Genomic DNA, 21,710 nt, shown 5'->3' on the forward strand with positions numbered 1-21,710 from the left:
GTTACGGGCTCAGCCAGTCGACATTGGCGGCCAGTGCGTGGGTCAGGCGTTGCCAGCGGGCCTCGACCTGGGCATCGATCTGGTTGCTGGCCGTTTCAACGCGGCAGCCGCCGCGCGCGATTGAGCCATTCTCGACGATGCGCCAGCCACCGGTGGCCAGTTCTTCGGCCATGCCATGGCGCACCAGTTCGGCGTCTTGCGGATTGAGCATCAGAAGGGCGGGCTGCTGCAGGATCGGCAGCTGGTTGATGGCGTCGCGCACCACCGACATGATCAGTTCGGGCCGCACGTCCAGGCCGGTGCGTACCATGCCGCGCGCAAGGCGCAGCGCGAGGTCGAGCACATCCTTGGCGATTGTCTCGTCGGCCTGCGCCACGGCATTGCCGAAGCTGGCGGCGACCGTGCGCAATTGTTCGAGTTCTTGCATGGCGGCCTGTTCGCCCTCGGCGCTGCCGGCGGCGAAACCTTCGGCATGCCCTTCGGCGTGGCCTTCAGCGTGGCCCTGCGTGCGGCCTTCGTCCAGGCCCTGCGCAAAGCCTTCCTGGCGCGCTGCCTCGCGCATCGCTTCGAGTTCTTCGACGCTGGGCAGCATCACGTTCGGCGGCAGGCCGAGGCCGAGGCTATTGAGCGACACGCCCGCCGGCGCTGGGGGCGGGGATGGCTGCTCAGCAGCGCGCCGGGCAAGCGTGCTGGGGCGCTCGTCGCCAAACGAGGCCATCTCCCAGCGCTGGTAGGCGCTCTGCTGTTCTTTTGAAATTGCCATCAGACGAACGAATCCTCTCCTTTACCACCCAGGACGATCTGGCCTTCATCGGACAGTCGCCGCACGATCTGCAGAATTTGCTTCTGCTGGGATTCCACTTCAGACAAGCGCACGGGACCTTTCGACTCCAGGTCTTCGCGCATCATTTCGCTGGCACGCTGCGACATATTCTTGAACACCTTCTCGCGCAGATCCTGCGAGGCGCCCTTGAGCGCAATGATCAGCATGTCCGACTGTACTTCACGCAGCAGCAACTGGATACCACGATCGTCGATATCGATAATGTTGTCGAACACGAACATCTCGTCCATGATCTTCTGCGCCATGTCGTTGTCGTAGTTCTTGATGTTGTCCATCACGGCCGATTCCTGCTCGCCGCTCATGAAGTTCAAGATCTCGGCCGCCGTACGCACACCGCCCAGCGACGACTTCTTGATGTGCTCATTGCCCGACAACAGCTTGGTCAGCACGTCGTTCAGTTCGCGCAGCGCCGCCGGTTGTACGCCGTCGAGCGTCGCGATGCGCAGCACCACGTCGTTGCGCAGCCGTTCCGTAAAGTTTGCCAGAATTTCACAGGCCTGGTCGCGCTCGAGGTGGACCAGGATCGTGGCGATGATCTGCGGGTGCTCGTTGCGGATGAGTTCAGCAACCGACACCGAGTCCATCCACTTCAGGCTCTCGATGCCCGACGCGTCCTTGCCGCCGAGAATACGGTTGAGCAGCACGGCCGCCTTGTCGTCGCCCAGCGCCTTGGTCAGCACCTGGCGGATGTACTCGTCCGAATCCAGGCCCACGGTCGAGTGCAGATTGGTCTCGGTGACAAAGTCTTCGAGCACTGTGACCACCTGTTCGTGCTGCACTGCCTTCATCTGCGCCATCGCGGCGCCCAGCTTGAGCACTTCGCGCGGGCCGAGGAACTTCATCACCTCGGCCGCTTCGGCTTCGCCCAGGGCCAGCATCAGGATGGCGGCCTTGTTGGTATTGTCTTTGTCTTTATCACTCATTTGAACCCAACCATCCCTTGATCACGTTGGCGACGATGCGCGGATCCTTGCTTGCCAGCTCTTGCGCCATTTTCAGGTTGGCGCGGTAGCCCATGTCCTGGCGTATCTTTTCTTCTTCCTTGATCGCTTCTTCGGCTGGCGTGTCGGCGACTTCTTCTTCGGCGTTCTCGTCCTTTTCTTCTTCCTTCGGCTCTTCCGGCACGGCGGTGGCTTCGTCGAACTTCTTAATGGCCGGACGCAGCAGAGGACGCAGGAAGCGGAAGTACAGGAAGGCGATCACGGCAGCCACGAAGGCATAGCGGGCCAGGTCCTTGAACAGCGGGAAGTTCGCCGGATCGCTCCACCAGGTCGGTTCTACCACTGCCTCGGCCGGTTTGTCCACGCCGTCGAACGGCGCGTTGGTCACGTTCAGCGTGTCGCCGCGCGCCTGGTTGTAGCCCATCGCCTGCTTGACCAGCTCATTGATCTGGGCCACTTCGGCCGCGGCCAGCGGACGCACGGTCACCTTGCCTGTGGCCGGGTCGACGATGCGGCGGTGGTTCACGACCACGCCGACCGTCAGGCGCTTGATGCCGCCCATCGGGCGCTGCTCGTAGCGGATGGTCTTGTCGACTTCGTAATTCGTCGTCGAGTTCTTGCTGGTCGGGGCGCTCGGCTGCGCGCCTTCGGCCGGCGGTGCGCCTTCGATCGGCGCCGTGTTCACGCCCGGCGGCTGGTTCGACAGCGCGCCCGGCACGCCGGATGCCGCGCCGCCCGCGCCGACCACTTCCGAACTCTGCGTGCTGCGGATTGCCTGCGGCTCGGGTGGCGAATTCGGCTTGTACATCTCGGCGGCCGTATCGACTTGCGCGAAGTCCACTTCGGCGGTGGCTTCGGCGCGCACATTGCCTTCGCCGACGAGCGGCTTGATGATCGACTCGACCTGCTTGATGATGTTCTGCTGGACCTGATCGACGTACTTGAGCTGGGTCGGATCGAGCGACTTGCCACCCGCGCCCTTGTTGCTGGTATCGGACAGCAGCGCGCCGTTCTGGTCGACCACGGTGACGTTGCCGGTGGTCAGTTCCGGCACGCTCGAGGCGACCAGGTGGACGATGGCGCTGACCTGGCCCGGATCGAGCGCGCGGCCCGGTTGCAGGTTCAGCAGCACGGACGCGGTCGGCTTTTGCTGGTCGCGCACGAAGACGGATGGTTTTGGCAACGCCAAGTGGACGCGTGCGGCGGCGACCGAACCCAGCGACTGGATCGAACGCGCCAGCTCGCCTTCGAGCGAGCGCTGGTAATTGACCTGTTCCAGAAACTGCGAGACGCCCAGCTTCTGGTTTTCCATCAGCTCGAAGCCGACGTTGCCGCCTTTCGGTAAGCCCTGGGCCGCAAGCTTCAGGCGCAGGTCGTGGATCTGCTCGGCCGGCACGAGGATCGCGTTGCCGCCTTCTGAAAACTTGTACTGCACACCCATCTGGTCGAGCGACGCGGTAATGGCGCCGCCATCACGGTCGCTGTAATTGGCGAACAGGATCCGGTACTCCGGCGCCTGGCTCCACATCCAGACCGCAATCATCAACGCCAGAATGAGCGCGACACCACCACCCACGGCAACGCGCTTGCCCATGGTCGTCTGGAAAAACGACGGGGTAGCGGGGGCCGGCGTGCCTGGTGGCGTGTCGATAAGGTTTTCAGCAGTTGCTGCCATGGTGGAGGGGCCTGGTCAAAATGGGTGGGGACAGCACGCATTATGGAGCCACCGGGCAACATTCAAACCCCGAAATAGCGGGCGTTTACGGGCCTGATTCGCAGGTCAAATTCGCTTTTGCGCTGCTATTCTGCTTTCCTGAGTGCATTTGTAGAGTTTTCTGCAAGGCGAACACAAGCGGAGGGCAAGATGAGTATTGGCGGCATCGGCGGGATTGATACAAGCCGGATCCAGGCCATGATGGAGCAGCTCAAGGCGGCAGCGACCAAGGCGTCGGCAGCGCCCGAGGTGGCCAATGGCCTGGGCGGCGCGAGCGCGATCGGGGGCAAACCCACGGTCAAGCTCGATTTTGCGGAAGCCCTGCACAGCACGCTGCAGGGCGTGAGCGACCGTTCGGCCGAGGCGCAAGCCCTGAGCAAGCGGTTCACGATGGGTGACGATACGGTCAGCCTGTCGGACACGATGGTGGCGATGCAAAAATCGAGCATTGCGTTCCAGGCGACTGTGCAGGTACGCAACAAAATGATTTCCGCCTATCAGGACATCATGAACATGCAGGTGTAGTGGGGTTAGCGGTGGCTCAGTCAGAGTTATCTGTTGATGACGCTGATTGCAATGCGCATCAATTGTTCTGGTGAAATGACTCGGCCGCCATCCAGAGCCCAGCGCCACCCCAAGTAATTGCTCAGATAGCGTGACGCCACGCCGCGAAAACCCAGTAGCCAGGCCTTGAAGCGCGCGTGATAGGCATTCACGTTCTGCACGTGGATGGCGCCGGCCAGTCCACGCCTGACCCTTACGCCAGCGCGCAGGTTGACCGTTTCATGCGCGATCTTGTGCCTGCGTGCAAAGGCCCGATAGGCGGCGTTGCTGTCACTTACCAGTAGTGACTGCGGATCGAGCCTGGGCAGCAAGTCGCGTTCGAGGTGTGCCGCCTTCAGCGCACCCCGGCCCGTTACAGCGTCGAGCGTGCGCCCGTTGCGGTCACGCGCTACCAGGATGCAGTCCAGTTCGCGCGAAATGCCGGGCTTGGTGGCGCGCCCGCCGCGCTGGCGCGCAGGACGATCCAGCGTGCGCGCGCCTTTTTGCGATTCGAGCAAAAACGTTTCGTCGGCTTCGACGATGCCATTCAGCGATGCCGGCCGGTCGAGCTTGACCCAACGCAGGAAGCGATGACGCCAGCGAAAAGCGGTATTGCGGTGCACGCCGACCCGGTCCGCTGCCTTGCGCACGGGCAGTGAATCGAGTAGCACCTGCGAATAAGCGAGCCATTTGGCCTTGTGCCTGAGTCGCGCCAGCGGCGTGCCGCTCAGGTCGTTGAAGGTACGACCGCAGACGCAACAGCGAAAGCGTTGCAGGTCGTTCGCAAATCCGTGCCGGTGACAGCGTTCGTTGCCGCAACTGGGGCAGCAGCGTCCTGGCGCCCGGGCTTGCGCAATCAACGCGACAACTTGGTCGAGACCGGCTGCAGGATGCAGGGCATCAAGCACTTGCCGGCATTGTGGTCCGTTCAGCGACGGCAGGCTGGCGAACCAACGCTTGAAACGGGGCGCTTTCATGATCGACTCCTGACGTTGGCGACAGGGGTTGGACCACGAGACTGCTCATCAGTTCAAAGCTCGGCCCTATTTAATGTTGACTGCGCCTTAGCGGTCGAGCGTGTCGAGCTTGCGGTCGAGCATATCGCCGCGCGTGCGCATCGTCTGCTCGGCCTGCTGGAGCGTGCGTTCCGTGACGCCATCGATGGCCGGGCCACTGGACGGCACGATGCGCGGCGTGATGACGACAATCGTTTCGGTGGCAGCGCCGCCGTCGTCGGTGCTGCCAAAGGCGCCGCCAATCACCGGAATATCCGACAGCAACGGGATACCCAGGCGCCGGTAGGTGCGGCTGCGCTTGATCAGGCCGCCGATCAGCACCGGCTGCCCGTCGCTGGCCACCAGCTGCGTATTCACTTCGGTGGTCTTCTTCGATGGAATGCCGGCCGATACCGAACCTGAGCTGACCTCAGGCCGGATCTTCATCATGATGCGCCCGTCGGCGTCGACCGACGGCGTCACGCGCAGGATCACGCCGGTGTCGAGGAACTCGATCGATTCGGACGTGACGTTGTTGATCGTCGTCGTCAGGCGATAGCCCAGCTGGTCGCCGACATTCGTGCTCGCTTCCTGATCCTCGAGGGCCAGCAGGCGCGGCGTGGCCAGCGTGTGCACGCGGCCCTTGTTGCTCAGCGCGCTCAGATAGGCTTCGATATTCCCGTTCACCAGATTCAGGAAAAAGCGCGGGCCGGCGCGCGTGGCAAAGCCCGTCGTGCCCACCGTGTCGGGACCGTCGCCGCTGAACACGCGTGACCAGTCAACCCCGAAGTTCTCGTTCTGGTCGAGCGTGATTTCCAGGATCTTCGCTTCGATCAGGATCTGCTGCGGCGCGCGGTCGATTTCGCGCAGCACCAGTGCGGCGCGCTCCAGGCCCGCCGCTGTCGCTTCGACCACGAGCGTCTTGGTCTGGTCGAGCACGGTCACCGTGCCTGGCACGCCGATCTGGCGCGCCAGGATGGCGCCCACCTTGGTTACATCGGCGTAGCGCACCTTCATCGCCTTCACCTGCAGAATGGCGCCGCGCTCAGGCAGCGCCACCTTCGGGTCCGAAATCAGGAAGCCGCCCGCACGTTCCGTCACCGCAAAGCCGCCGGCTTCGGCGATTGCCTCGATCGCCTCGCGCACCGTCATGTCGTACAGGTTGATCGAGACGTTGCCGCCAACCCCCTTGCCCAGCACGATATTGATGCGCGCGCTGCGCGCAATCATGTTGAACAGTTCCTCGATGGGCGTGTCGCGGAATGTGTACGACATCGTCACCTGGGCCAGCGGTACCGGTGCGGTGGCCGTGCTCTTCGTCACCACGGCCGGCGCGGCCGTGTTCGCGGCTGCGGGCAGTGCGAGCGAGGCCCATGCTGCGCACAGGGCGACGAGCAGGAAGCGTGGCGTCATTGGGCGTCCTTGTCCTGCATGGTCAGCAGGTGCTGGTTGCCGGCGTGCGCCAGCAGCACACCGCGCGCATCGATGCGCACGACCGTATAGCCGGCGACGCGCTCGCCGGCGGCCACGACATTGCCGTCGAGATTGGCCAGCGACTGCGCGCCGTTGAGCACCACCGCGCGCAGGCGTGGCGGCGTGGCGGGCACGGGCGCAGGCGCATCAGCGGCCAGTGGCGCGCTGGCCGGGAGCCGGCTCACGAACGGATCGCGCACGATGCGGGGCGGCGTGGCCAGCACATTGGCTGCCAGGCCGGCAAGAACCAGCGCCAGCGTCGGCATCAAGATGTGTTTCATGGTGGTGGTGTTCCAGTGTCGTGGATGACAAGCTGCAGGGTGATGGCGCGGTCGTCGGTATCGTCGGCGGCTTCCACGGTCAGTCGGTGAATGCCCACGGTTGGCTGCTGCCGTTCGATGGCGGCGAGCCAGTCCAGCAGGGCGGTGTAGCGGGCGCTGGCCACGATCTCGACCGTGAGCAGGCGCACGCCGCCCACGGTGCGCTGCGTGCCTTGCGCTGCCGACAACACGGCCACGTCGGACGCTGCAGCAATGCGACTGACCGCCGCGATGAGGGCCAGCGGCTCCGGGGGCGCTGGTGCCGGCGTGATGGCGGCGGGGAAGCCCATCGGCGGTACAGCGCCTGGTGTGGCCGTGCCCGCTGCTTCGAGTGCGACCAGCGCTGCCTTGTGCTGCCGGTAGGCGGCCAGCGGCGCACGCAGGGCCAGCGTCCAGGCCAGCAGCAGCGCGATGACGATCGCGCCGCCGACGATGAGATTGAGCTGGCGCGCGGGCAGGGCGGCGAGCAGGTCGCGCAGTTTCGGGCTCATGGCGCCTCCGCCGGCGGGACCAGCATGACCACGGCGCGGAAATCGATCGCCGCCGTCGACGGATTGGCGCTGCTCGAAAGAAGTTCGACGCCATGCATGCCGGGCATGCGTCCCAGGTTCGACAGGAAATCCGTGATGCCGTTGTAATCGGCAGCCTGACCGGCCAGCTCGACGCTGCTGATCATCACCAGCGTGCCGCCATCGGCGTTGCCGGTGGCGAATGTCGTTGCCCGGCTGTCCGGGGCCGCAGCAGTGGCCGGGGCCGCAGCGGTGGCCGGGGCGGCCGCCGTGGCCAGTTGCAGGTCGCGCTGCAGATTGATGGCGGTCAGCCAGGCATTCGCGGGCAGGGCGCTGTCGATGGCGGCGGCCAGCGCGGCCAGTTCGCCTTCGCGCCGCAGCGCGCGCAGCAGGCCCTGCTGCTGCACGAGACGTTCGCGCGCCGCGTACGCGGTGGCCGCCTGCGCCTGGCTGGTCTGCGCCGCGCTGGCCGCCTGCTGCAGCGTGGCCGTGCGGCGCTCCAGCGCGGCGCTCTGCCAGCGCAGTGCCCCGCTACCTGCCGCCGCGGCGAGAACGATTGCCGTCAGCGCCATGCCGGCGCGGCGCAGCGTGCGACGCACGCGCACGCCGTCGCGATAGCTGCGCGGGATCATGTCGATATCAGCCATCGGCGCCTCCGCGCAGTGCCAGGCCGGTGGCCAGCGCGAGCGATGTCGTCGCCTGTTCGCCTGCCGTGCCGTGTGCCATATTTTGGGCCGACTCGGGGAAAGCACCGAACGGATCGAGCAGGTGCACCGGCACGTCGATCAGCTCGGCGATCCGGGACTGGATATCGGGGTAGCGTGCCAGGCTGCCATTGAGGTACAGGCGGCTGATCGAACTGCCGCGCGTGCGCGAGGCGACGTACACCTGGGTATGGGCGAGTTCGTCTGCCAGTGCCTGGCAGGCCGGGTGCAGGATGGCGCGGATCGCGCGCCGCAGCTCGATGTGCGGATCGTCGACCGCCATGCCGGGGCGTGCGCCGATGCCGTGCTGGCGCAGCAGGCTGGCGGCCGTATCGGGTTGCAGGTCGAGCGCGCCCGCAACAGCCCCCGCCAGCATGTCTTCGCCAAACGCAATCTCGCGATCGAGCATCAGGCGCCGGCCCCAGATCACGGTCAGGTAGCTTTTGGCAGCGCCGAAATTGAGCAGCGCGACCGACTGGCCGACGTCGCTGCCGTGCAGCGTGGCCAGCAGGCGGCCAATGGCAGCAGGGCCGATGTCGAGCGCGACCGGTTCGAGGCGTGCGTGTTCCAGCATCGTCAGGTAGTCGAGCACCCGGTGCTTGAGCGCGGCAGCGACCAGCACCTGCCGCTCGCCGCCGTCCATGTCGGCGCCACGCACCTGGTAATAATCGATGACGTGCTGCCCGGCGCGCTCGCCCAGTTGCTCGCTCACCGCGCGGCCCACTGCCTGCGCCTCGGTCTGGCCGGTGGCGACGTGCACGGTGAGCGGCAGGATGCGCACGTCGGCCGGGGGCAGCGCGGAAATCACGCGGCGGCCCTGGAACGGCGCCTGCGCCAGCGCAGCATCGACGAATTGCACCAGCGCCTTCGGGGAGGCCAGCAGCACGTCACGCGGCATCGGATAGGGCAGGGAACTGGCGGCGCGCAGGCGCCAGCCGCCATCGCGCCAGTCGGCCTGCACCAGGTTGAGCCGGTTGGCCGCGAAGTCGGCGCCAATGGGCCGCGCTGCGGATGGCCGCAGCCGGTGCTGGATGGTCGTGACGAGTTGGCGCAGTGTCATGATGGGCTCAAGTCGATCATCAGCACTTCTTGGCACGCACGATCCGCAGCAGCGGGCGCGTGCCGGAGAGGGGCGCTTCGCGGCTGTAGAAGTTGACCGCCTGGTCGGCGTCGACCAGGCGCAGCAGCACGCCAATGGGGGGCAAGCGCTCGCCGGCCCAGCCATCGAACAGGCCGGTCAGGTCCCAGTTGACAGCGACGCTGCCGACGCCCGCCGAGGCCAGCACGGTGTCCGTGTAGGCGCCGCCGTTCCAGTTCGACGCTGGACGCGCCTTGATCCAGGTGGCGCCCTTGTCCCATTCTGTCGTCACGCGATGCGCTGCGACCTGGCGCACCACACCGCTGATGGTGGTCGGCACCATGTTCAGCGTGGCCGACACCACCAGCACGTCATCGTCGATTTCGTCCACGCCCCATTTCATCAGGATGTGCGACTTGCCGGAGACCAGACGCAGCGTCTGCTCTTTCTCCAGCGCTCCCGCGCTAGGGTTAACGATGGTGGTGTCGGTTGTTTCGTCAGAGATGTCGACGCGCTCGGTCTGCCTCAAATCGTACAGCTGCAATCCGTTGCGCGTCACCGTGCGCATCGCCTCGTTAACGGTGGCGGTGGCAGTGACGTCGATGATGTCTTCCTTCTTGATCTCCACGGTCACAGTGCCGCCGCCCAGGGCAATGGGGCCGACGGGCCGTGTCACGCAGTCGCCGACCTGCCCCGACCATCTGGCAGCAGCAACACCCGCTTCGGCCAGATAGGCGGCGGCGCGGCCCTCGTAGTCGTCGTTGATCGAGCGCAGTTCGACACTGCCGGCACGGTTGATGCCGAACGCCAGCGCCGCGAGCGTGGCCAGCAGCAGCGCGACCATCAGCAGCAATGCGCCATCCTGGCGCCGCGGCATCATGGCGTTGCCCCGAGTCGGACGGTGCGCGCATACGCGACGCTGCAGTCCTGGCCGCCGCTGGCGTCGCAATCCGGACGGTCGAATACGAGCTCGATGCGCAGGACGGGACGCCCGGCGCCGACGTCCGCCAAGCGCAGGTCGAATGCCCGCACACCGGTGGCGAGCACCGAATTGCGCGCTGTCTTGCCTTCCAGAATGGTTTCGACCAGGGCGCCATTCGTGAGTGCGTATGGCAGGGTCGCGAGCCAGGCTGCAAGGTTGCCGGTATTTTTGGCATTTTGTGGTGGTGCCTCCGCGGCTTTCGCGACGATGCGGCCGATGGCGAAACGGGCATCCGCGTTCTGGTCCAGGCCGGCGCGCACGAAGCGCGCGCTGTCGGCGCCGGCGCGCAGCATCTCGCTCAGCGGCAGCATCACGAGCGCCGCGATGGCCAGGCCAATCAGCAGTTCGAGCAGCGTGTAGCCGTGCGCAGGGCGGGGCATCGTCATCGCGCCACCAGCGTGGTCAATGGCCAGCGGCCGGCCGGGGCGGCCAGCGCCGTGGTTACGCGCAGCAGATGCTCGCCGGTGCCTCCCAGGCCGATCCTGCGGGTGCTGTCGATGCCGTAGCGGGTGATGGTGACGGTAAGGGGCGGGCAATGGCCCGGCATCGTCGGCGCGCGGGCGCCATCCGGCGTCGAATAGGCCGATGGCGTATTGGACGCACCGGCGGCGCTGAGCAGGTCGGCGTAGTGTTCGGCCAGCACGGTGTCCATCAGCGTGCTGACGCAGTCGAGTTCGCGCGCTGCCAGAGCGCTGTCGGCGGGCACATTGATGGCGCCGCGCAGCGCATTGGCGGCCGGGATCAGGCAGACCGACAGCAGCAGCAGCGCGAACACTGCTTCGAGCAGCGTCATGCCGGCGGCCCTGGTGCGCGATGGGAGAACATGCATGATCGGCAAGATGATCAGGAAACCGTGATGCGACCGGTGGCGTCGATAGTGATCGTGCGCTCGACATTGCCGGCGCCCAGCACGACCTGCCCCGCACGCAGCGCACGATCGCGCGCCGCGCCGCTGCCTGCACCACGCAGCAGCTTGCCGGCTGCATCGAATGCGACGGCAGCAGCGGTCGAGTTATCCTCGAAGGTAAAGGTGCAGCGCACGAGGGCCATGGTGTTTCCGGCGGGGGCAGCGTTCAGGGTCAGCTGATATGGTGCGCGGTTGAATGGGTGTTCGACGGGCATGTTCGACGCCGTGGTGGTGGTCCTGGCAGTAACCAGGGCGTACACGGCGATCGCGTTGGCCGACGCATCGCAGTCAAACAGCCGTTGCTCGCCACTGTGCTGCGCGTCTTCGCGGGCAAAGCGCAGCGCATTCACCACTTCGCCGGCGGCTGCATCGGCGCGAAACTCCGCCACCGGTTGCGCCGTCGGGATGGCAACGGCGGCGGCGATGGCGAGGATGGCGACCACAATCAGGAGTTCGGTCAGCGTGTAGGCTGCGCAATGGCGTGCGTACATGCTGACTGACTCAGGATCAGTGGGCCGAGAAAGCCCGGCCGTCAGGACCCACAGCGTTGCTGTTCATAACAAACTGGCCGGAACGGATGTCATAGGCCCAGCCTCCGATAGCAGCGGTCGGGACGATCGGCACACCGGTGTTGGTGACCGTAATGGTGGCGACGTTATTGATTGGCTCGTTAGGGACACCCTGGCGCAGATAGGGACCGAAGCGGAATTCACCGCCAGCGACCGAACATGTCTGACCTCGTGCATTGGATGCAAACTGCATCTGGTCCCTGAAAGCCTGGAACGAGCCTGCTTCACCAGTGCCTTGTGCTGCGCCGGCTGGGCAAGTGCCACCGCTCGAAGCGTTGACGCCAGGGTAGATGAAACCAGTATGCTGGGCGCGGTACTGTTCAATGGCGTTGCGAACCGACGCCAGGTTGGCATCGAGTGCCGAGTTCTGCGCATCGGCCGTCGCCGCCGAAAACTGCGGAATCGCAATCGCAGAAATAATTGCCAGAATAATCACAACAATCAGCAATTCGATCAGGGTAAAACCGGCTGCGGCGGTGCGCTTGAATGAACGGAACATGGCTTTTCTCTTGGGTTGAACCACACTGCCCGGCAGTGATGGCTTGTTAAAATTCACAATGCCGTAGAGTAACATGACGATGTTTCCGCACGGAATGTCGAAATGTATCGTGTGAAGAATGTGTGGTTTTTGAGAAACGATTCAGTGCACAGCGCGTGATAATTTAAATATCGGCAAGATGAGCGAACTGACAATGGTGCCGACGAGGACACCCATTACCAGCAGCATCACGGGCTCCGCCATCTTCGTCAGGCGTGCCAGCAGGCGCGTCAATTCGCGGTCGTACGAGTCGGCCACGCGGGTCATGACGCGGCCCAGCGTGCCGGTCGCCTCGCCGGTGGCGATCATCTGGCGCACCGACAGCGGCACGAAATCGCTGTGCTCAAAGCCGGCAGCGATGCCCTTGCCCTCGGTGACGTCGCGTTCAAGGTCGAGGATGAAGCGCTGAAAGTCGGCATTGGTCACCACTGCGCGGCAGGCCTCGAGCGTGGCCAGGATCGTCACACCGTGTTCGAGAGAAATGCCCATCACGCGCAGCAGGCGCGTCAGATAGATCTTGGCGAACACGTCGCGCACGACCGGCAGGCGCAGCTTGGCGCGGTCGATCGCGACGCGCACCCCGGGCTGACGCATCAGCACCCAGCCCGCGCCAACAGCGCCGGCCGTGAGCGCCGCGACAATCGCGCCATGCCCCGTAAGTACCTCGCTCACCACCAGCAGCACGCGCGTGGTGATCGGCAACTGGTCATGGATCGACGCGAACATGACGGCAAACTTGGGGAACACGAACGTCAGGATGAACACCACCACCGCGAACGAAAACGTCAGCAGGATCACCGGATACGACAGGGCCGAGACCAGCATCGCGCGCAGGCGCTCTTCTTTTTCGTCCAGCTCGACCAGTTGCACCAGCACCTCGGCCATGAAGCCGCCGGCCTCGCTGGCCGCGATCAGGTTGACGTAGCTGCCCGGAAACAGCGCATGGCGCCCGAGCGCCGACGAAAAGCGTTCACCCGCCAGGATGTCGTCGCCGATGGTCCCGATCATCGTGCGCAGCTGGCCCGGCTCGGTCTGATCGTGCAGCGATTGCAGCGCCGTGTGCAGCGGCACGCCCGTCTCGAGCAGCAGCGCCAGGCGCTCGGTAAACAGCGCCCGTTCGCGCATGCCCGGCGGGCGCGCGCCGAGGGTCCACCACGAGGCAGCGGGGGAGGCGGTCTTGATGGCCGGGTCGGGGCCTGTGCCGGCGGCGTCGAGTTCGATCGGCATGGCGGTTACAGCGAATGCACGACGCGCGCGATTTCCTCGGGCGTCGTATGGCCGTCGAAGGCGCGCGCCATGCCATCGGCGTACAGGTCGTGGTGGCCGGTGGAGGCCACGTGCGCAGCCAGCTGGTCCTTGCTGGCATTGGCCACGATCATCCGCTGCAGGTCGGGGCCGACTTCGAGCAGCTCGTAGATGCCCATGCGGCCCTTGTAGCCCGAGTCATAGCAGGCCGGGCAACCGCGCCCGCGCATCAGGCGCAGGTCGCCCTGGCCGCGCCAGCGGTAAGCCGCCGCCGCTTCGGGCGTGGCCAGGTAGCTGGTGCGGCACCCCTGGCACACGCGGCGCACGAGACGCTGCGCCATCACGCCGATCAGCGCCGACGACAGCAGGTACGGCTCCACGCCCATCTCGACCAGGCGCGAGACTGCGCCCAGCGTGTCGTTGGTGTGCAGCGTGGTCAGCACCAGGTGGCCGGTCAGCGCCGCCTGCACCGCGATCTCGGCGGTCTGGCGGTCGCGCACTTCGCCGATCATGATGATGTCCGGGTCCTGGCGCAGCACGTGTTTCAGGATCTTCGGGAAGCTCAAGCCGATCGCGTCATTGACCTGGTTCTGGTTGATGATGTCGAGCTGGTATTCGACCGGGTCCTCGATCGTGACGATGTTCTTTTCGATGCTTTTCAGGTGGCTGATCGCCGCGTACAGGCTGGTGGTCTTGCCGCTGCCGGTGGGGCCGGTCACGAGGATCAGGCCATGGCTGCGACCCAGCAGGCGCTTGAACGCGCCGACCGCATGCGCATTCATGCCGAGCTTGCCGACGTCGAGGATCGACTGGTTCTTGTCGAGCACGCGCAACACGACCTTTTCGCCGTAGATGCCGGGCAGTGACGAGAAGCGCAGGTCCACGGTGCGGCCCTGGGTCGCCACCTGGATGCGGCCGTCCTGCGGCAGGCGGCGCTCGGCGATGTCGAGGTTGGCCATGACCTTCAGGCGCGAGACGATCGCCGGGTGCTGGTCGACGCGTGGCGACATGACTTCGTACAGCACGCCGTCGATGCGCAGCCGGATGCGGGCGCGATTGCGCGAGATCTCGATGTGGATGTCGCTGGCGCCATCGCGGATCGCGCGCTGGATCACGGCGTTGACCATATTGATGACCGGGCTGGCGCCGGCCATTTCGTCGATCTGCGTGTAGTCGTCGGGGATCGTCGACTCGATCAGTTCCAGGTCGCTGGCCTCGGTCTGCACGAAATCGGGCAGGGCGCCGCCATACGCTTCGTCGGCCAGGCGCCGGATATCGGCCGGCGGCGCGACCACGATGCGGATGCGCACGCCCGTGCGGGCGCGCAGTTCGTCGATGCTGTGGATCGCCTGCGGTTCGGCGCTGGCCACGGTCAGCGTGCCCTGCACCTGGAACAGCGGCAGCACGTTCAGGCGCCGCGTGACATCGCGTTCGAGCAGCGCCAGTGCGCCCGGGTCGTACAGGCCGGTGCGCAGCTGCACGTACGGCAGGCCCAGCTGGTCGGCCAGCGCCTGGTACAGCGCCGCTTCGGTGATCCATTTGCGCTCGACCATGATGAGGCCCATGCGCTTGCCGGTCTGGTCCTGCAGGCGCGCCGCCTCGGCCACCTGCTCGGCGCTGGCCGCGCCGCGCTCGACCAGGATGTCGCCCAGCTTGCTGCCCGGCTCGCGCACGCGGCGCGGCGCGGTGGGCCGCGCATCGAACAGCGGCAGCTGTTCGAGCAGGCCCGTGGCCGCGAGGATGTCCTGCAGCAGGGCATTCGGGTACGCCAGCTTGAGCCAGCCGCCAAGCTCACCGAGGCGCTCGCCCATGTCGGCCATCATGCTCAGCGCGCGCCCGGACAGCAGCGTGACCTTGCCCAGGTCGACCACGATCGATACCTGGTGCTGGGCCACGCACTCGTTCAGCGCCGCCTGCAGCGTCTGGACGGCCTCGTCGGCCACCAGCGCCGTCAGCGGCGCCAGATACGTCATGGCGCCGATGCGGCTGCGGGTGATCCGCTCGGGGGCAGCGGTCTCGCTCATGCGGTGACGGCGACCTGGGCTGGCGCTGGTGTCGGCACCGGATCGCGGGCGATGCGGAACTCGGCGATCCAGCCCGGCTCGGCGCGGCATACCGTTTCGAACATCGCCACCACGCCCGGGTCGAGCTGGGTGCCGGCGCAGCGCGCGATCTCGGCCATCGCCACTTCATGGCTGCGCCCGGCGCGGTAGGCGCGCGAGCTGGTGATCGAATCATAGGTGTCGGCCACCGCGATGATGCGCGCGTTGTACGGAATGTCGTTGCCTGCCAGGCCATGCGGATAGCCGGTGCCATCGTACTTTTCCTGGTGGTGGCGCGCGCCCGGCACCGCGCCCTTGAGGCGGTCGATGTGGCGCAGGATTTCGTAGCTGCGCTCGGGATGGACCATGATGAAGGTGAATTCATCGCGCGTCAGGCGCCCCGGCTTGCACAGCACGGCGTCGGGGATGCCGATCTTGCCGACGTCGTGCAGCAGCGAGCCCCAGAACAGGTTGTCCAGTTCGCGCGGCGGCAGGCGCAGGGCGCGGCCGATTTCCATCGCGATGTGGTGCACGCGCTCGCTGTGGCCGCGCGTGTACGGGTCTTTCGCTTCGACGGCCTCGATCAGCGCGGCCGCCATCTGCTGGTTGAACTTGCTCGTTTCGGCCAGCATGCTGTGCATGCGCGACAGGCTCGACAGGTGATTGGCCAGCACTTCGCCCAGCTTGCGGTCGCTGTTGCTGAAGTCTTCCTTGTTCGCATGGTTGAGCAGCACCAGGATCGCCACGACCGACTTGTCCTGGAAGACCGGGCAGCACAGAATCTTGAACGGCATGTCGGTGAAGATGTAGGCGCGGCGTGGATCGTCGGGCTCGTTCATGACGATCGGCTGGCGCGACGAATGCGAGAAGCGGTACAGGTCGCCGCGCATCTCGACCAGCACCAGATCCAGGTTATGGATCGGCGCCGACAGGTTGGTGGCCGACACGCACAGGTTCTCGCCCGGCTTGATGAAGGCGGCGACGTCGGCGTCCATGTGGCTGGCCCAGCTTTCGAGCAGCTCGCCGAACAGGTCTTCGCCCGTGGTCATGTCCTGCACCTGGCGGTCGATCGCATACACCAGGTGCAGCTCTTCGTAGCGGTCCGACAGTTCGTCGGCCATCGCATCGAGCTCGCCCTGCGTGCGGCAGTCGTCGGCAATCGTGCTGGCAATGTCTTCGAGCGCTTCGGCCAGTGCATCCCACGCAAACGGCACATCGGTGGCCGTCGTGGCCGCCGTGTTCGCACGGACCGCGAGGTAGCCGATCAGGCCGCTTTTGGCGATGATCGGCGTATAGAGCAGGGTAGCATCGCCGGCATCGTGGCGCTGCATGCCGTCGCCCGTGGACGGCCAGGCGAAGCCGCCCGTATTGAGCGCCGTGATCCACGATGCGAGCGTCGTGTCGCCGGGTGCGCTCCAGCAGGGCGCGCCAGCGGCGTCGCAGACGGCCAGTGAATAATCGCTCCCGGTGCTGCGGCGCAGCCAGCGCTCGTGGCGGGTGTAGTCGAGGGTCGGCAGAAGATCAAGGGACATGGGCAGGCTTCGGTGGCTGGCGTGGCGTTACGCCAGGGCCGCAAAATGGCGGGACAACCGCGCCACCAGCTGGCGCGGGCTCAGGGGTTTTTCAAGGAATTCGGTATTGGCCAGTTCACGCGCCCAGGCACGCTCGTCGAGCGCGGTCATCGACGTCATGACCAGGATCAGGAACGGGTGGTCCGGATAGGTGGCGCGGGCCAGCGGGCACAGCGTGCGCCCGTCCATGCCGTCCATCTGGATATCGCTGATCAGGACGTCGGGCAGCTGCTGCGCCATCGCGGCCAGCGCGGCGTTGCCATCGCTGGCCGTGGCCACGATATAGCCTTCGCGTTCGAGCGACAGGCGCAGCACGCGCAGGACATGGGGCTCGTCGTCGACGAGCAGGATGTGGCGCGCGCTCATAGCACGGCAGCGCCGGCGGGCGCGGAAACGATTTTCAGGTGCACCGAGAAGGTGCTGCCCACGCCGGGTTCGCTCTCGACGACCAGGCGGCCGTGATGCAGCTCGACGATCTGGGCCGCCAGGTACAGGCCCAGGCCGTGGCCGCCGCGCTGGGTGGCCGCGCCCGCTTCGCTGACGCGGTAGAACTTCTCGAAGATGCGGTCCTGGGCTTCCGGCGCGATGCCGATACCGGTGTCGCGTACGCTGATCACGATTTCATTGTCCTCATTGCGGGCCGCCAGCGTCACGCTGCCGCCCGGGCGGTTGTATTTGATGGCATTGGTCAGCAAGTTGTTCAGCGCAATGCGGAACAGGTCCTTGTCGATCGCCACGGCCTCGAGTTCGCGCGGCAGGTCGAGCAGCACGCGCAGCTGCTTGCCTTCGGCGCGTGGCAACGCCTGCTCATACGCGTCGCGCAGCATGTCATCGAGCCGCACGCGATTGCGTTCGGGACTCATGCTGCCGGTTTCCAGCTTGCTTACGTTGAGCAGGTTGCCGACCAGCGCATTCATGCGCTCGATCTCGTCCTGGATCACGTTCAGCGATTCGACCCGCATGCTTTCGTCGTCGCTGTCGGCCAGCATCTCGGCGTACATGCCGATGACGTTGAGCGGCGACTTGAGTTCGTGCGAGACGTGGGCGACGAAGTCATTGCCCGCCTGGCGCGCCAGGTATTCGCGGGTGACGTCGCGCAGCACGACCAGCGTGCCGAACGACATCGTGCCGTGTCCGCCGCTGAGCGGTTGCGCGGTGGCGCTCAGCTGCCGGCCTTCGACATTCAGCGGTGCGAAGTCGATCTTGTGCGAGCGGGCGTTGTCGCGCAGGTCGCCGCTGTAGCGGCCGAACAGCGTGCGCAGCGCCGGATCGCAGCACCAGGCATCGAGCGGCTGCCCGAGGATCTGGTCCATCGGGATGCCCAGCAGGGGCTCGACCTTGCCGGAGGCGAACGTGACGTCGCCGGCCGGATCGAGCATCAACAGGCCGTCCGGCAGCGACTGCAGCGCGGCATTGAGCTTCTTGCTGCCGTATTGCAGCAGGCGGTTGTCGGCAGTGGTGTTGAGCGAGCCTTCCTCGAGCTGGACGATGCGGGCGCCGGCCTGGTCGAGATAGTGCTGCATATTGGTGATCAGTTCGCGCATGTCGTCAGCGCCTGGCTGATCCGGCCTGCCGGGCGCGGCGAGCTGGCGCAGCTGGCCCCGCAGCTGGTGGCTGAGCGCCGCCAGCGGCGCCATCTCGCGCTTGATGACGACGTACATGACCGGCACGACCAGAAACATCATCAGTGCCAGCAGTGCGAGGAACGACACATCCTGCGCCAGCACCGTAAAGCCCGGCTGGTGGAAACCGACGCGCACGAACGCCTTGCCGCCGCTGCCGTCGGCCAGCGGGCCATAGAATTCGCGCAGCGGCTCGCTGCCGCCGGTTGCCGGCAGCGTGCGCTCACCGAAGCCGGCCTGCGCATCGGCAGGCAGCGGCGTGGCAGGCGCGATGCTGCCGCTGCCCGCGATCTCGGCCAGCGTGCGGCCGGTCGCATCGCCAATTGTCACATAAGCAAAGTCGCTGCCGTCGTTCGAGGCAAGCACTGCGGCGAGCACGCCGCTGCGGCCGCTGCTGTCGGCAAGAAGGGCCATCGGGACGGTGCTGAGCGCCTTGACCAGTCCGACACCTTTGTTGCGCACCTGCGCAGCCTGGCTGGCCTGCTGCCGGACCACGAGCAATGCGACGACGAGGGTAATGGCCGCCAGCGCACAGGCGATGAGGATGATGCCGATGCGGTTGAGTTTCATGCGGATGGACTTGGCGAAATGGAATCTAGCGAACTGTAACGATCGAACTATAGGTTGGTGGTTGCAAACAGGCAAATAAAATTCCTATTGTGCGCAACATTTCCTTGAAAAAATAATTGCGTGACAACGGCGATTGTTGTTTTCACGTTGTCTTCACGTCCACCGCCAATCCATTGGATGTGTCATGGCGTCGTCACGATGCGGGCGTACGCTGGCGCCGTCTTGCATCATGTCGGCAAGACAATAAATTGCAACATAAATTTCCCGGCTAAAACATTCACGTCTTTGGATACGCCCCTATGACTTCACGACGCAGTTTCCTGCGCAACAGTGCGCGCGCGGGTATCGCAGCCGGCACGTTTGCCGCCTTTCCACCTGCCATCCAGCGCGCCCTTGCCATCCCGGCCAATAACGCGACGGGGACCATCCGCGACGTCGAGCACGTCGTGATCCTGATGCAGGAAAACCGCGCGTTCGACCATTACTTCGGCACCCTCAAGGGCGTGCGCGGCTTCGGTGACCGCTTCACGATCCCGCTGCCCGAAGGGCGCAGTGTCTGGCAGCAGCGCCTGGCCAACGGCAACGTCGTCATGCCGTTCCACCTGGACGCCAGCCGTGGCAACGCCCAGCGCGTCAACGGCACGCCCCACGATTGGCTCGACAGCCAGCTGGCCTGGGACAACGGCCGCATGGACCAGTGGCCGCGCTACAAGAATCCCATCTCGATGGGCTACTTCAAGGAAAGCGAGATTCCGTTCGCGTTTGCGCTGGCCAATGCGTTCACTGTCTGCGACGCCTACCACTGCGCGATGCACACGGGGACCGACGCGAACCGTTCGTTCTTCCTGACCGGCACCAATGGCGCCGGGCCCACCGGCACGGCCTTTGTCTCGAATGAATGGGATGCGATCGACGGCCTGCCGGGCGGCGTGAACACCGGCTATACCTGGACCACGTATGCCGAGCGTCTCGAGAAGGCGGGCGTGAGCTGGATCAGCTACCAGAACATGCCCGACGAATGGGGCGACAACATGCTGGGCGCGTTCCGCCAGTTCCGGCGCGCCAATATCGCGTCGGGCTATCCGGTGTCCAGCGGCGGCGCCCCCGGCCAGCCATACACCAACACGGGCCAGGCGCTGCCGTACCATGCCTACGATGCGGCCACCGACAACGCGAAGAACCCGCTCTACAAGGGCATCGCCAACACCTTGCCGGGTACCCAACCCGAGCAATACCTGGACGCCTTCAGGCGCGACATCCGCGAAGGCAAGCTGCCACAGGTGTCGTGGATCAACGCACCGTCGATCTATTGCGAACACCCGGGCCCATCCAGCCCGGTGCAGGGCGCCTGGTTCCTGCAAGAGGTGCTCGATGCGTTGACGGCCAATCCCGAGGTCTGGAGCAAGACGGTCCTGATCGTCAACTTCGACGAGAACGATGGTTATTTCGACCACGTGCCGTCGCCCTCGGCGCCATCGCCTGACGGCAAGGGCGGCTACGCCGGCAAGACGACGCTGTCGCCTGGCGCGCTGGGGCCGGAATACTACACGCACCCCCGGCCTGCCGGCAGTACCCGCCAACCGGCAGCGGACGGGCGCGTCTACGGACCCGGTCCGCGTGTGCCGATGTACGTGATTTCGCCGTGGAGTCGCGGCGGCTGGGTCAATTCGCAGGTCTTCGACCACACGTCGGTGCTGCGCTTCCTGGAAACGCGCTTCGGTGTCATCGAGCCCAACATCAGCGCGTACCGCCGCGCCGTCTGCGGCGATCTGACGAGCGCCTTCAACTTCGCGACACCGAACGACGAGGCGCTGCCCGCACTGCAGGGCCGCACCAATCGCAGCCAGGCCGACGCCCTGCGCGCCGCGCAGCAGCGCCTGGCGCAGATCGCGCCGCCAGCGTCGCCGCAAATGCCGCTGCAGGCCCCGGGCACGCGGCCCTCGCGCGCGCTGCCGTATGAACTGGCCACCACCTGCCAGGTGCAGCCCGGCGCCACGATGGCTGCCGTGCAGGTCACGCTGAACTTCATCAACACTGGACGCCAGGGCGCGGTCTTCCACGTCTACGACCGCAAGAACCTGGCCGCCGTGCCGCGCCGCTATACCGTCGAGGCAGGCAAATCGCTGGCCGACAGCTGGACGCCTGCTGTGGGTGGCGCCTACGATTTGTGGGTGCTGGGTCCGAACGGCTATCACCGCCACTTCACGGGCAGCGCGCTGCGCGCCGTCGCGGCAGGGCAGGCGCGTCCGGACGTCCACGTGCGCTGCGACGCTGCCACGGGCGAACTGGCGCTGCGCCTGCTGAATGCCGGCGCGGCGCCGTGCACGTTCAACCTGAATGCGAACGCCTATGCTCAGGTGCGCCAGCTGCACACGCTGGCGCCGCGCACCGAACTGCTCGTGCGCATTCCGCTGGCGGCCAATGGTTACTGGTACGACCTGAGCGCCACGGTCTCGGGCCAGCCCGACTACCTGCGCCGCTTTGCCGGGCGCGTCGAGACCGGCCGCCACACGGTCAGCGAACCGGCGCTGGGCCTGGTCTGA

At 65.9% G+C, this 21,710-nt stretch carries 21 protein-coding genes; 2 read left to right on the forward strand and 19 right to left on the reverse strand.

The window, feature by feature from the left end; translation table 11 throughout:
* Nucleotide 1: 1 nt before the first annotated feature.
* The 3 genes from IFU00_04185 to fliF are packed head-to-tail and all read right to left on the reverse strand — an operon-like array spanning nt 2 to nt 3,460.
* The gene (locus IFU00_04185) at nt 2–763 is read right to left on the reverse strand and encodes a flagellar assembly protein FliH (protein MBD8541480.1); all 762 of its coding nucleotides are present in this window, start codon (nt 761–763) and stop codon (nt 2–4) included.
* Complete coding sequence (gene fliG / locus IFU00_04190) at nt 763–1,767, reverse strand: flagellar motor switch protein FliG (GenBank protein MBD8541481.1); 1,005 nt, start codon at nt 1,765–1,767, stop codon at nt 763–765. Before fliG ends, IFU00_04185 begins: the two co-directional genes overlap by 1 nt.
* Complete coding sequence (gene fliF / locus IFU00_04195; protein ID MBD8541482.1) at nt 1,760–3,460, reverse strand: flagellar M-ring protein FliF; 1,701 nt, start codon at nt 3,458–3,460, stop codon at nt 1,760–1,762. Before fliF ends, fliG begins: the two co-directional genes overlap by 8 nt.
* A gap of 189 nt (nt 3,461–3,649) precedes the next feature.
* Between fliF and fliE the strand changes: the two genes are divergently transcribed.
* Entirely contained in the window at nt 3,650–4,024 is a 375-nt protein-coding gene (gene fliE, locus IFU00_04200) for a flagellar hook-basal body complex protein FliE (protein MBD8541483.1), read from the forward strand.
* 26 nt (nt 4,025–4,050) lie between these two features.
* Here fliE and IFU00_04205 read toward each other — a convergent pair whose 3' ends face one another.
* The 16 genes from IFU00_04205 to IFU00_04280 all read right to left on the reverse strand — a co-directional run bounded on the left by IFU00_04205 (nt 4,051) and on the right by IFU00_04280 (nt 19,167).
* The gene (locus tag IFU00_04205) at nt 4,051–5,019 is read right to left on the reverse strand and encodes an IS1595 family transposase (protein ID MBD8541484.1); all 969 of its coding nucleotides are present in this window, start codon (nt 5,017–5,019) and stop codon (nt 4,051–4,053) included.
* A gap of 87 nt (nt 5,020–5,106) precedes the next feature.
* Entirely contained in the window at nt 5,107–6,450 is a 1,344-nt protein-coding gene (locus IFU00_04210) for a type II secretion system protein GspD (GenBank protein ID MBD8541485.1), read from the reverse strand.
* Complete coding sequence (locus tag IFU00_04215; protein MBD8541486.1) at nt 6,447–6,791, reverse strand: hypothetical protein; 345 nt, start codon at nt 6,789–6,791, stop codon at nt 6,447–6,449. The genes IFU00_04210 and IFU00_04215 overlap by 4 nt, the downstream gene beginning before the upstream one ends.
* Nucleotides 6,788–7,321, reverse strand: a complete 534-nt coding sequence (locus tag IFU00_04220) for a hypothetical protein (GenBank protein ID MBD8541487.1) — start codon at nt 7,319–7,321, stop codon at nt 6,788–6,790. Before IFU00_04220 ends, IFU00_04215 begins: the two co-directional genes overlap by 4 nt.
* Nucleotides 7,318–7,986, reverse strand: coding sequence for a PilN domain-containing protein (locus tag IFU00_04225; GenBank protein ID MBD8541488.1), 669 nt, complete (start codon nt 7,984–7,986; stop codon nt 7,318–7,320). The genes IFU00_04220 and IFU00_04225 overlap by 4 nt, the downstream gene beginning before the upstream one ends.
* A complete protein-coding gene (pilM, locus tag IFU00_04230) occupies nt 7,979–9,103 on the reverse strand; it encodes a pilus assembly protein PilM (protein MBD8541489.1) in 1,125 nt (374 codons plus the stop codon). Before pilM ends, IFU00_04225 begins: the two co-directional genes overlap by 8 nt.
* Before the next feature lie 19 nt (nt 9,104–9,122).
* Nucleotides 9,123–10,001 carry a DNRLRE domain-containing protein gene (locus IFU00_04235; GenBank protein MBD8541490.1) on the reverse strand — a complete coding sequence of 293 codons (879 nt, stop codon included), beginning with the start codon at nt 9,999–10,001 and terminating at the stop codon, nt 9,123–9,125.
* Entirely contained in the window at nt 9,998–10,489 is a 492-nt protein-coding gene (locus tag IFU00_04240) for a prepilin-type N-terminal cleavage/methylation domain-containing protein (protein MBD8541491.1), read from the reverse strand. Before IFU00_04240 ends, IFU00_04235 begins: the two co-directional genes overlap by 4 nt.
* Complete coding sequence (locus IFU00_04245) at nt 10,486–10,932, reverse strand: hypothetical protein (GenBank protein ID MBD8541492.1); 447 nt, start codon at nt 10,930–10,932, stop codon at nt 10,486–10,488. Before IFU00_04245 ends, IFU00_04240 begins: the two co-directional genes overlap by 4 nt.
* Nucleotides 10,933–10,946: 14 nt before the next feature.
* Complete coding sequence (locus tag IFU00_04250; GenBank protein ID MBD8541493.1) at nt 10,947–11,501, reverse strand: prepilin-type N-terminal cleavage/methylation domain-containing protein; 555 nt, start codon at nt 11,499–11,501, stop codon at nt 10,947–10,949.
* 16 nt (nt 11,502–11,517) lie between these two features.
* Entirely contained in the window at nt 11,518–12,078 is a 561-nt protein-coding gene (locus IFU00_04255; protein ID MBD8541494.1) for a prepilin-type N-terminal cleavage/methylation domain-containing protein, read from the reverse strand.
* A gap of 141 nt (nt 12,079–12,219) precedes the next feature.
* Nucleotides 12,220–13,344: a type II secretion system F family protein gene (locus tag IFU00_04260; GenBank protein ID MBD8541495.1), complete on the reverse strand. Its 1,125-nt coding sequence runs from the start codon at nt 13,342–13,344 to the stop codon at nt 12,220–12,222.
* Between the two features lie 5 nt (nt 13,345–13,349).
* Nucleotides 13,350–15,386: a Flp pilus assembly complex ATPase component TadA gene (tadA, locus tag IFU00_04265; protein MBD8541496.1), complete on the reverse strand. Its 2,037-nt coding sequence runs from the start codon at nt 15,384–15,386 to the stop codon at nt 13,350–13,352.
* The gene (locus IFU00_04270; GenBank protein ID MBD8541497.1) at nt 15,383–16,936 is read right to left on the reverse strand and encodes an HD domain-containing protein; all 1,554 of its coding nucleotides are present in this window, start codon (nt 16,934–16,936) and stop codon (nt 15,383–15,385) included. The genes tadA and IFU00_04270 overlap by 4 nt, the downstream gene beginning before the upstream one ends.
* A gap of 27 nt (nt 16,937–16,963) precedes the next feature.
* On the reverse strand, nt 16,964–17,341 hold the full coding sequence (locus tag IFU00_04275) for a response regulator (protein ID MBD8541498.1): 378 nt from the start codon (nt 17,339–17,341) through the stop codon (nt 16,964–16,966).
* Nucleotides 17,338–19,167: a PAS domain-containing protein gene (locus IFU00_04280; protein ID MBD8541499.1), complete on the reverse strand. Its 1,830-nt coding sequence runs from the start codon at nt 19,165–19,167 to the stop codon at nt 17,338–17,340. Before IFU00_04280 ends, IFU00_04275 begins: the two co-directional genes overlap by 4 nt.
* Before the next feature lie 299 nt (nt 19,168–19,466).
* On the opposite strand from IFU00_04280, the gene IFU00_04285 reads away from it, so the two are divergent.
* Entirely contained in the window at nt 19,467–21,710 is a 2,244-nt protein-coding gene (locus tag IFU00_04285) for a phospholipase C, phosphocholine-specific (GenBank protein MBD8541500.1), read from the forward strand.

The organism is Oxalobacteraceae sp. CFBP 8761 (assembly GCA_014841595.1).
In the GTDB taxonomy this organism is placed as follows: Bacteria; Pseudomonadota; Gammaproteobacteria; order Burkholderiales; family Burkholderiaceae_D; genus Telluria.

What these genes read in the sequence shown, in the direction of transcription:
- IFU00_04185 (MBD8541480.1), bottom strand. Translation starts at nt 763, where the DNA reads ATGGCAATTTCAAAAGAACAGCAGAGCGCCTACCAGCGCTGGGAGATG.
- fliG (MBD8541481.1), bottom strand. Translation starts at nt 1,767, where the DNA reads ATGAGTGATAAAGACAAAGACAATACCAACAAGGCCGCCATCCTGATG.
- fliF (MBD8541482.1), bottom strand. Translation starts at nt 3,460, where the DNA reads ATGGCAGCAACTGCTGAAAACCTTATCGACACGCCACCAGGCACGCCG.
- fliE (MBD8541483.1), top strand. Translation starts at nt 3,650, where the DNA reads ATGAGTATTGGCGGCATCGGCGGGATTGATACAAGCCGGATCCAGGCC.
- IFU00_04205 (MBD8541484.1), bottom strand. Translation starts at nt 5,019, where the DNA reads ATGAAAGCGCCCCGTTTCAAGCGTTGGTTCGCCAGCCTGCCGTCGCTG.
- IFU00_04210 (MBD8541485.1), bottom strand. Translation starts at nt 6,450, where the DNA reads ATGACGCCACGCTTCCTGCTCGTCGCCCTGTGCGCAGCATGGGCCTCG.
- IFU00_04215 (MBD8541486.1), bottom strand. Translation starts at nt 6,791, where the DNA reads ATGAAACACATCTTGATGCCGACGCTGGCGCTGGTTCTTGCCGGCCTG.
- IFU00_04220 (MBD8541487.1), bottom strand. Translation starts at nt 7,321, where the DNA reads ATGAGCCCGAAACTGCGCGACCTGCTCGCCGCCCTGCCCGCGCGCCAG.
- IFU00_04225 (MBD8541488.1), bottom strand. Translation starts at nt 7,986, where the DNA reads ATGGCTGATATCGACATGATCCCGCGCAGCTATCGCGACGGCGTGCGC.
- pilM (MBD8541489.1), bottom strand. Translation starts at nt 9,103, where the DNA reads ATGACACTGCGCCAACTCGTCACGACCATCCAGCACCGGCTGCGGCCA.
- IFU00_04235 (MBD8541490.1), bottom strand. Translation starts at nt 10,001, where the DNA reads ATGATGCCGCGGCGCCAGGATGGCGCATTGCTGCTGATGGTCGCGCTG.
- IFU00_04240 (MBD8541491.1), bottom strand. Translation starts at nt 10,489, where the DNA reads ATGACGATGCCCCGCCCTGCGCACGGCTACACGCTGCTCGAACTGCTG.
- IFU00_04245 (MBD8541492.1), bottom strand. Translation starts at nt 10,932, where the DNA reads ATGCATGTTCTCCCATCGCGCACCAGGGCCGCCGGCATGACGCTGCTC.
- IFU00_04250 (MBD8541493.1), bottom strand. Translation starts at nt 11,501, where the DNA reads ATGTACGCACGCCATTGCGCAGCCTACACGCTGACCGAACTCCTGATT.
- IFU00_04255 (MBD8541494.1), bottom strand. Translation starts at nt 12,078, where the DNA reads ATGTTCCGTTCATTCAAGCGCACCGCCGCAGCCGGTTTTACCCTGATC.
- IFU00_04260 (MBD8541495.1), bottom strand. Translation starts at nt 13,344, where the DNA reads ATGCCGATCGAACTCGACGCCGCCGGCACAGGCCCCGACCCGGCCATC.
- tadA (MBD8541496.1), bottom strand. Translation starts at nt 15,386, where the DNA reads ATGAGCGAGACCGCTGCCCCCGAGCGGATCACCCGCAGCCGCATCGGC.
- IFU00_04270 (MBD8541497.1), bottom strand. Translation starts at nt 16,936, where the DNA reads ATGTCCCTTGATCTTCTGCCGACCCTCGACTACACCCGCCACGAGCGC.
- IFU00_04275 (MBD8541498.1), bottom strand. Translation starts at nt 17,341, where the DNA reads ATGAGCGCGCGCCACATCCTGCTCGTCGACGACGAGCCCCATGTCCTG.
- IFU00_04280 (MBD8541499.1), bottom strand. Translation starts at nt 19,167, where the DNA reads ATGAAACTCAACCGCATCGGCATCATCCTCATCGCCTGTGCGCTGGCG.
- IFU00_04285 (MBD8541500.1), top strand. Translation starts at nt 19,467, where the DNA reads ATGACTTCACGACGCAGTTTCCTGCGCAACAGTGCGCGCGCGGGTATC.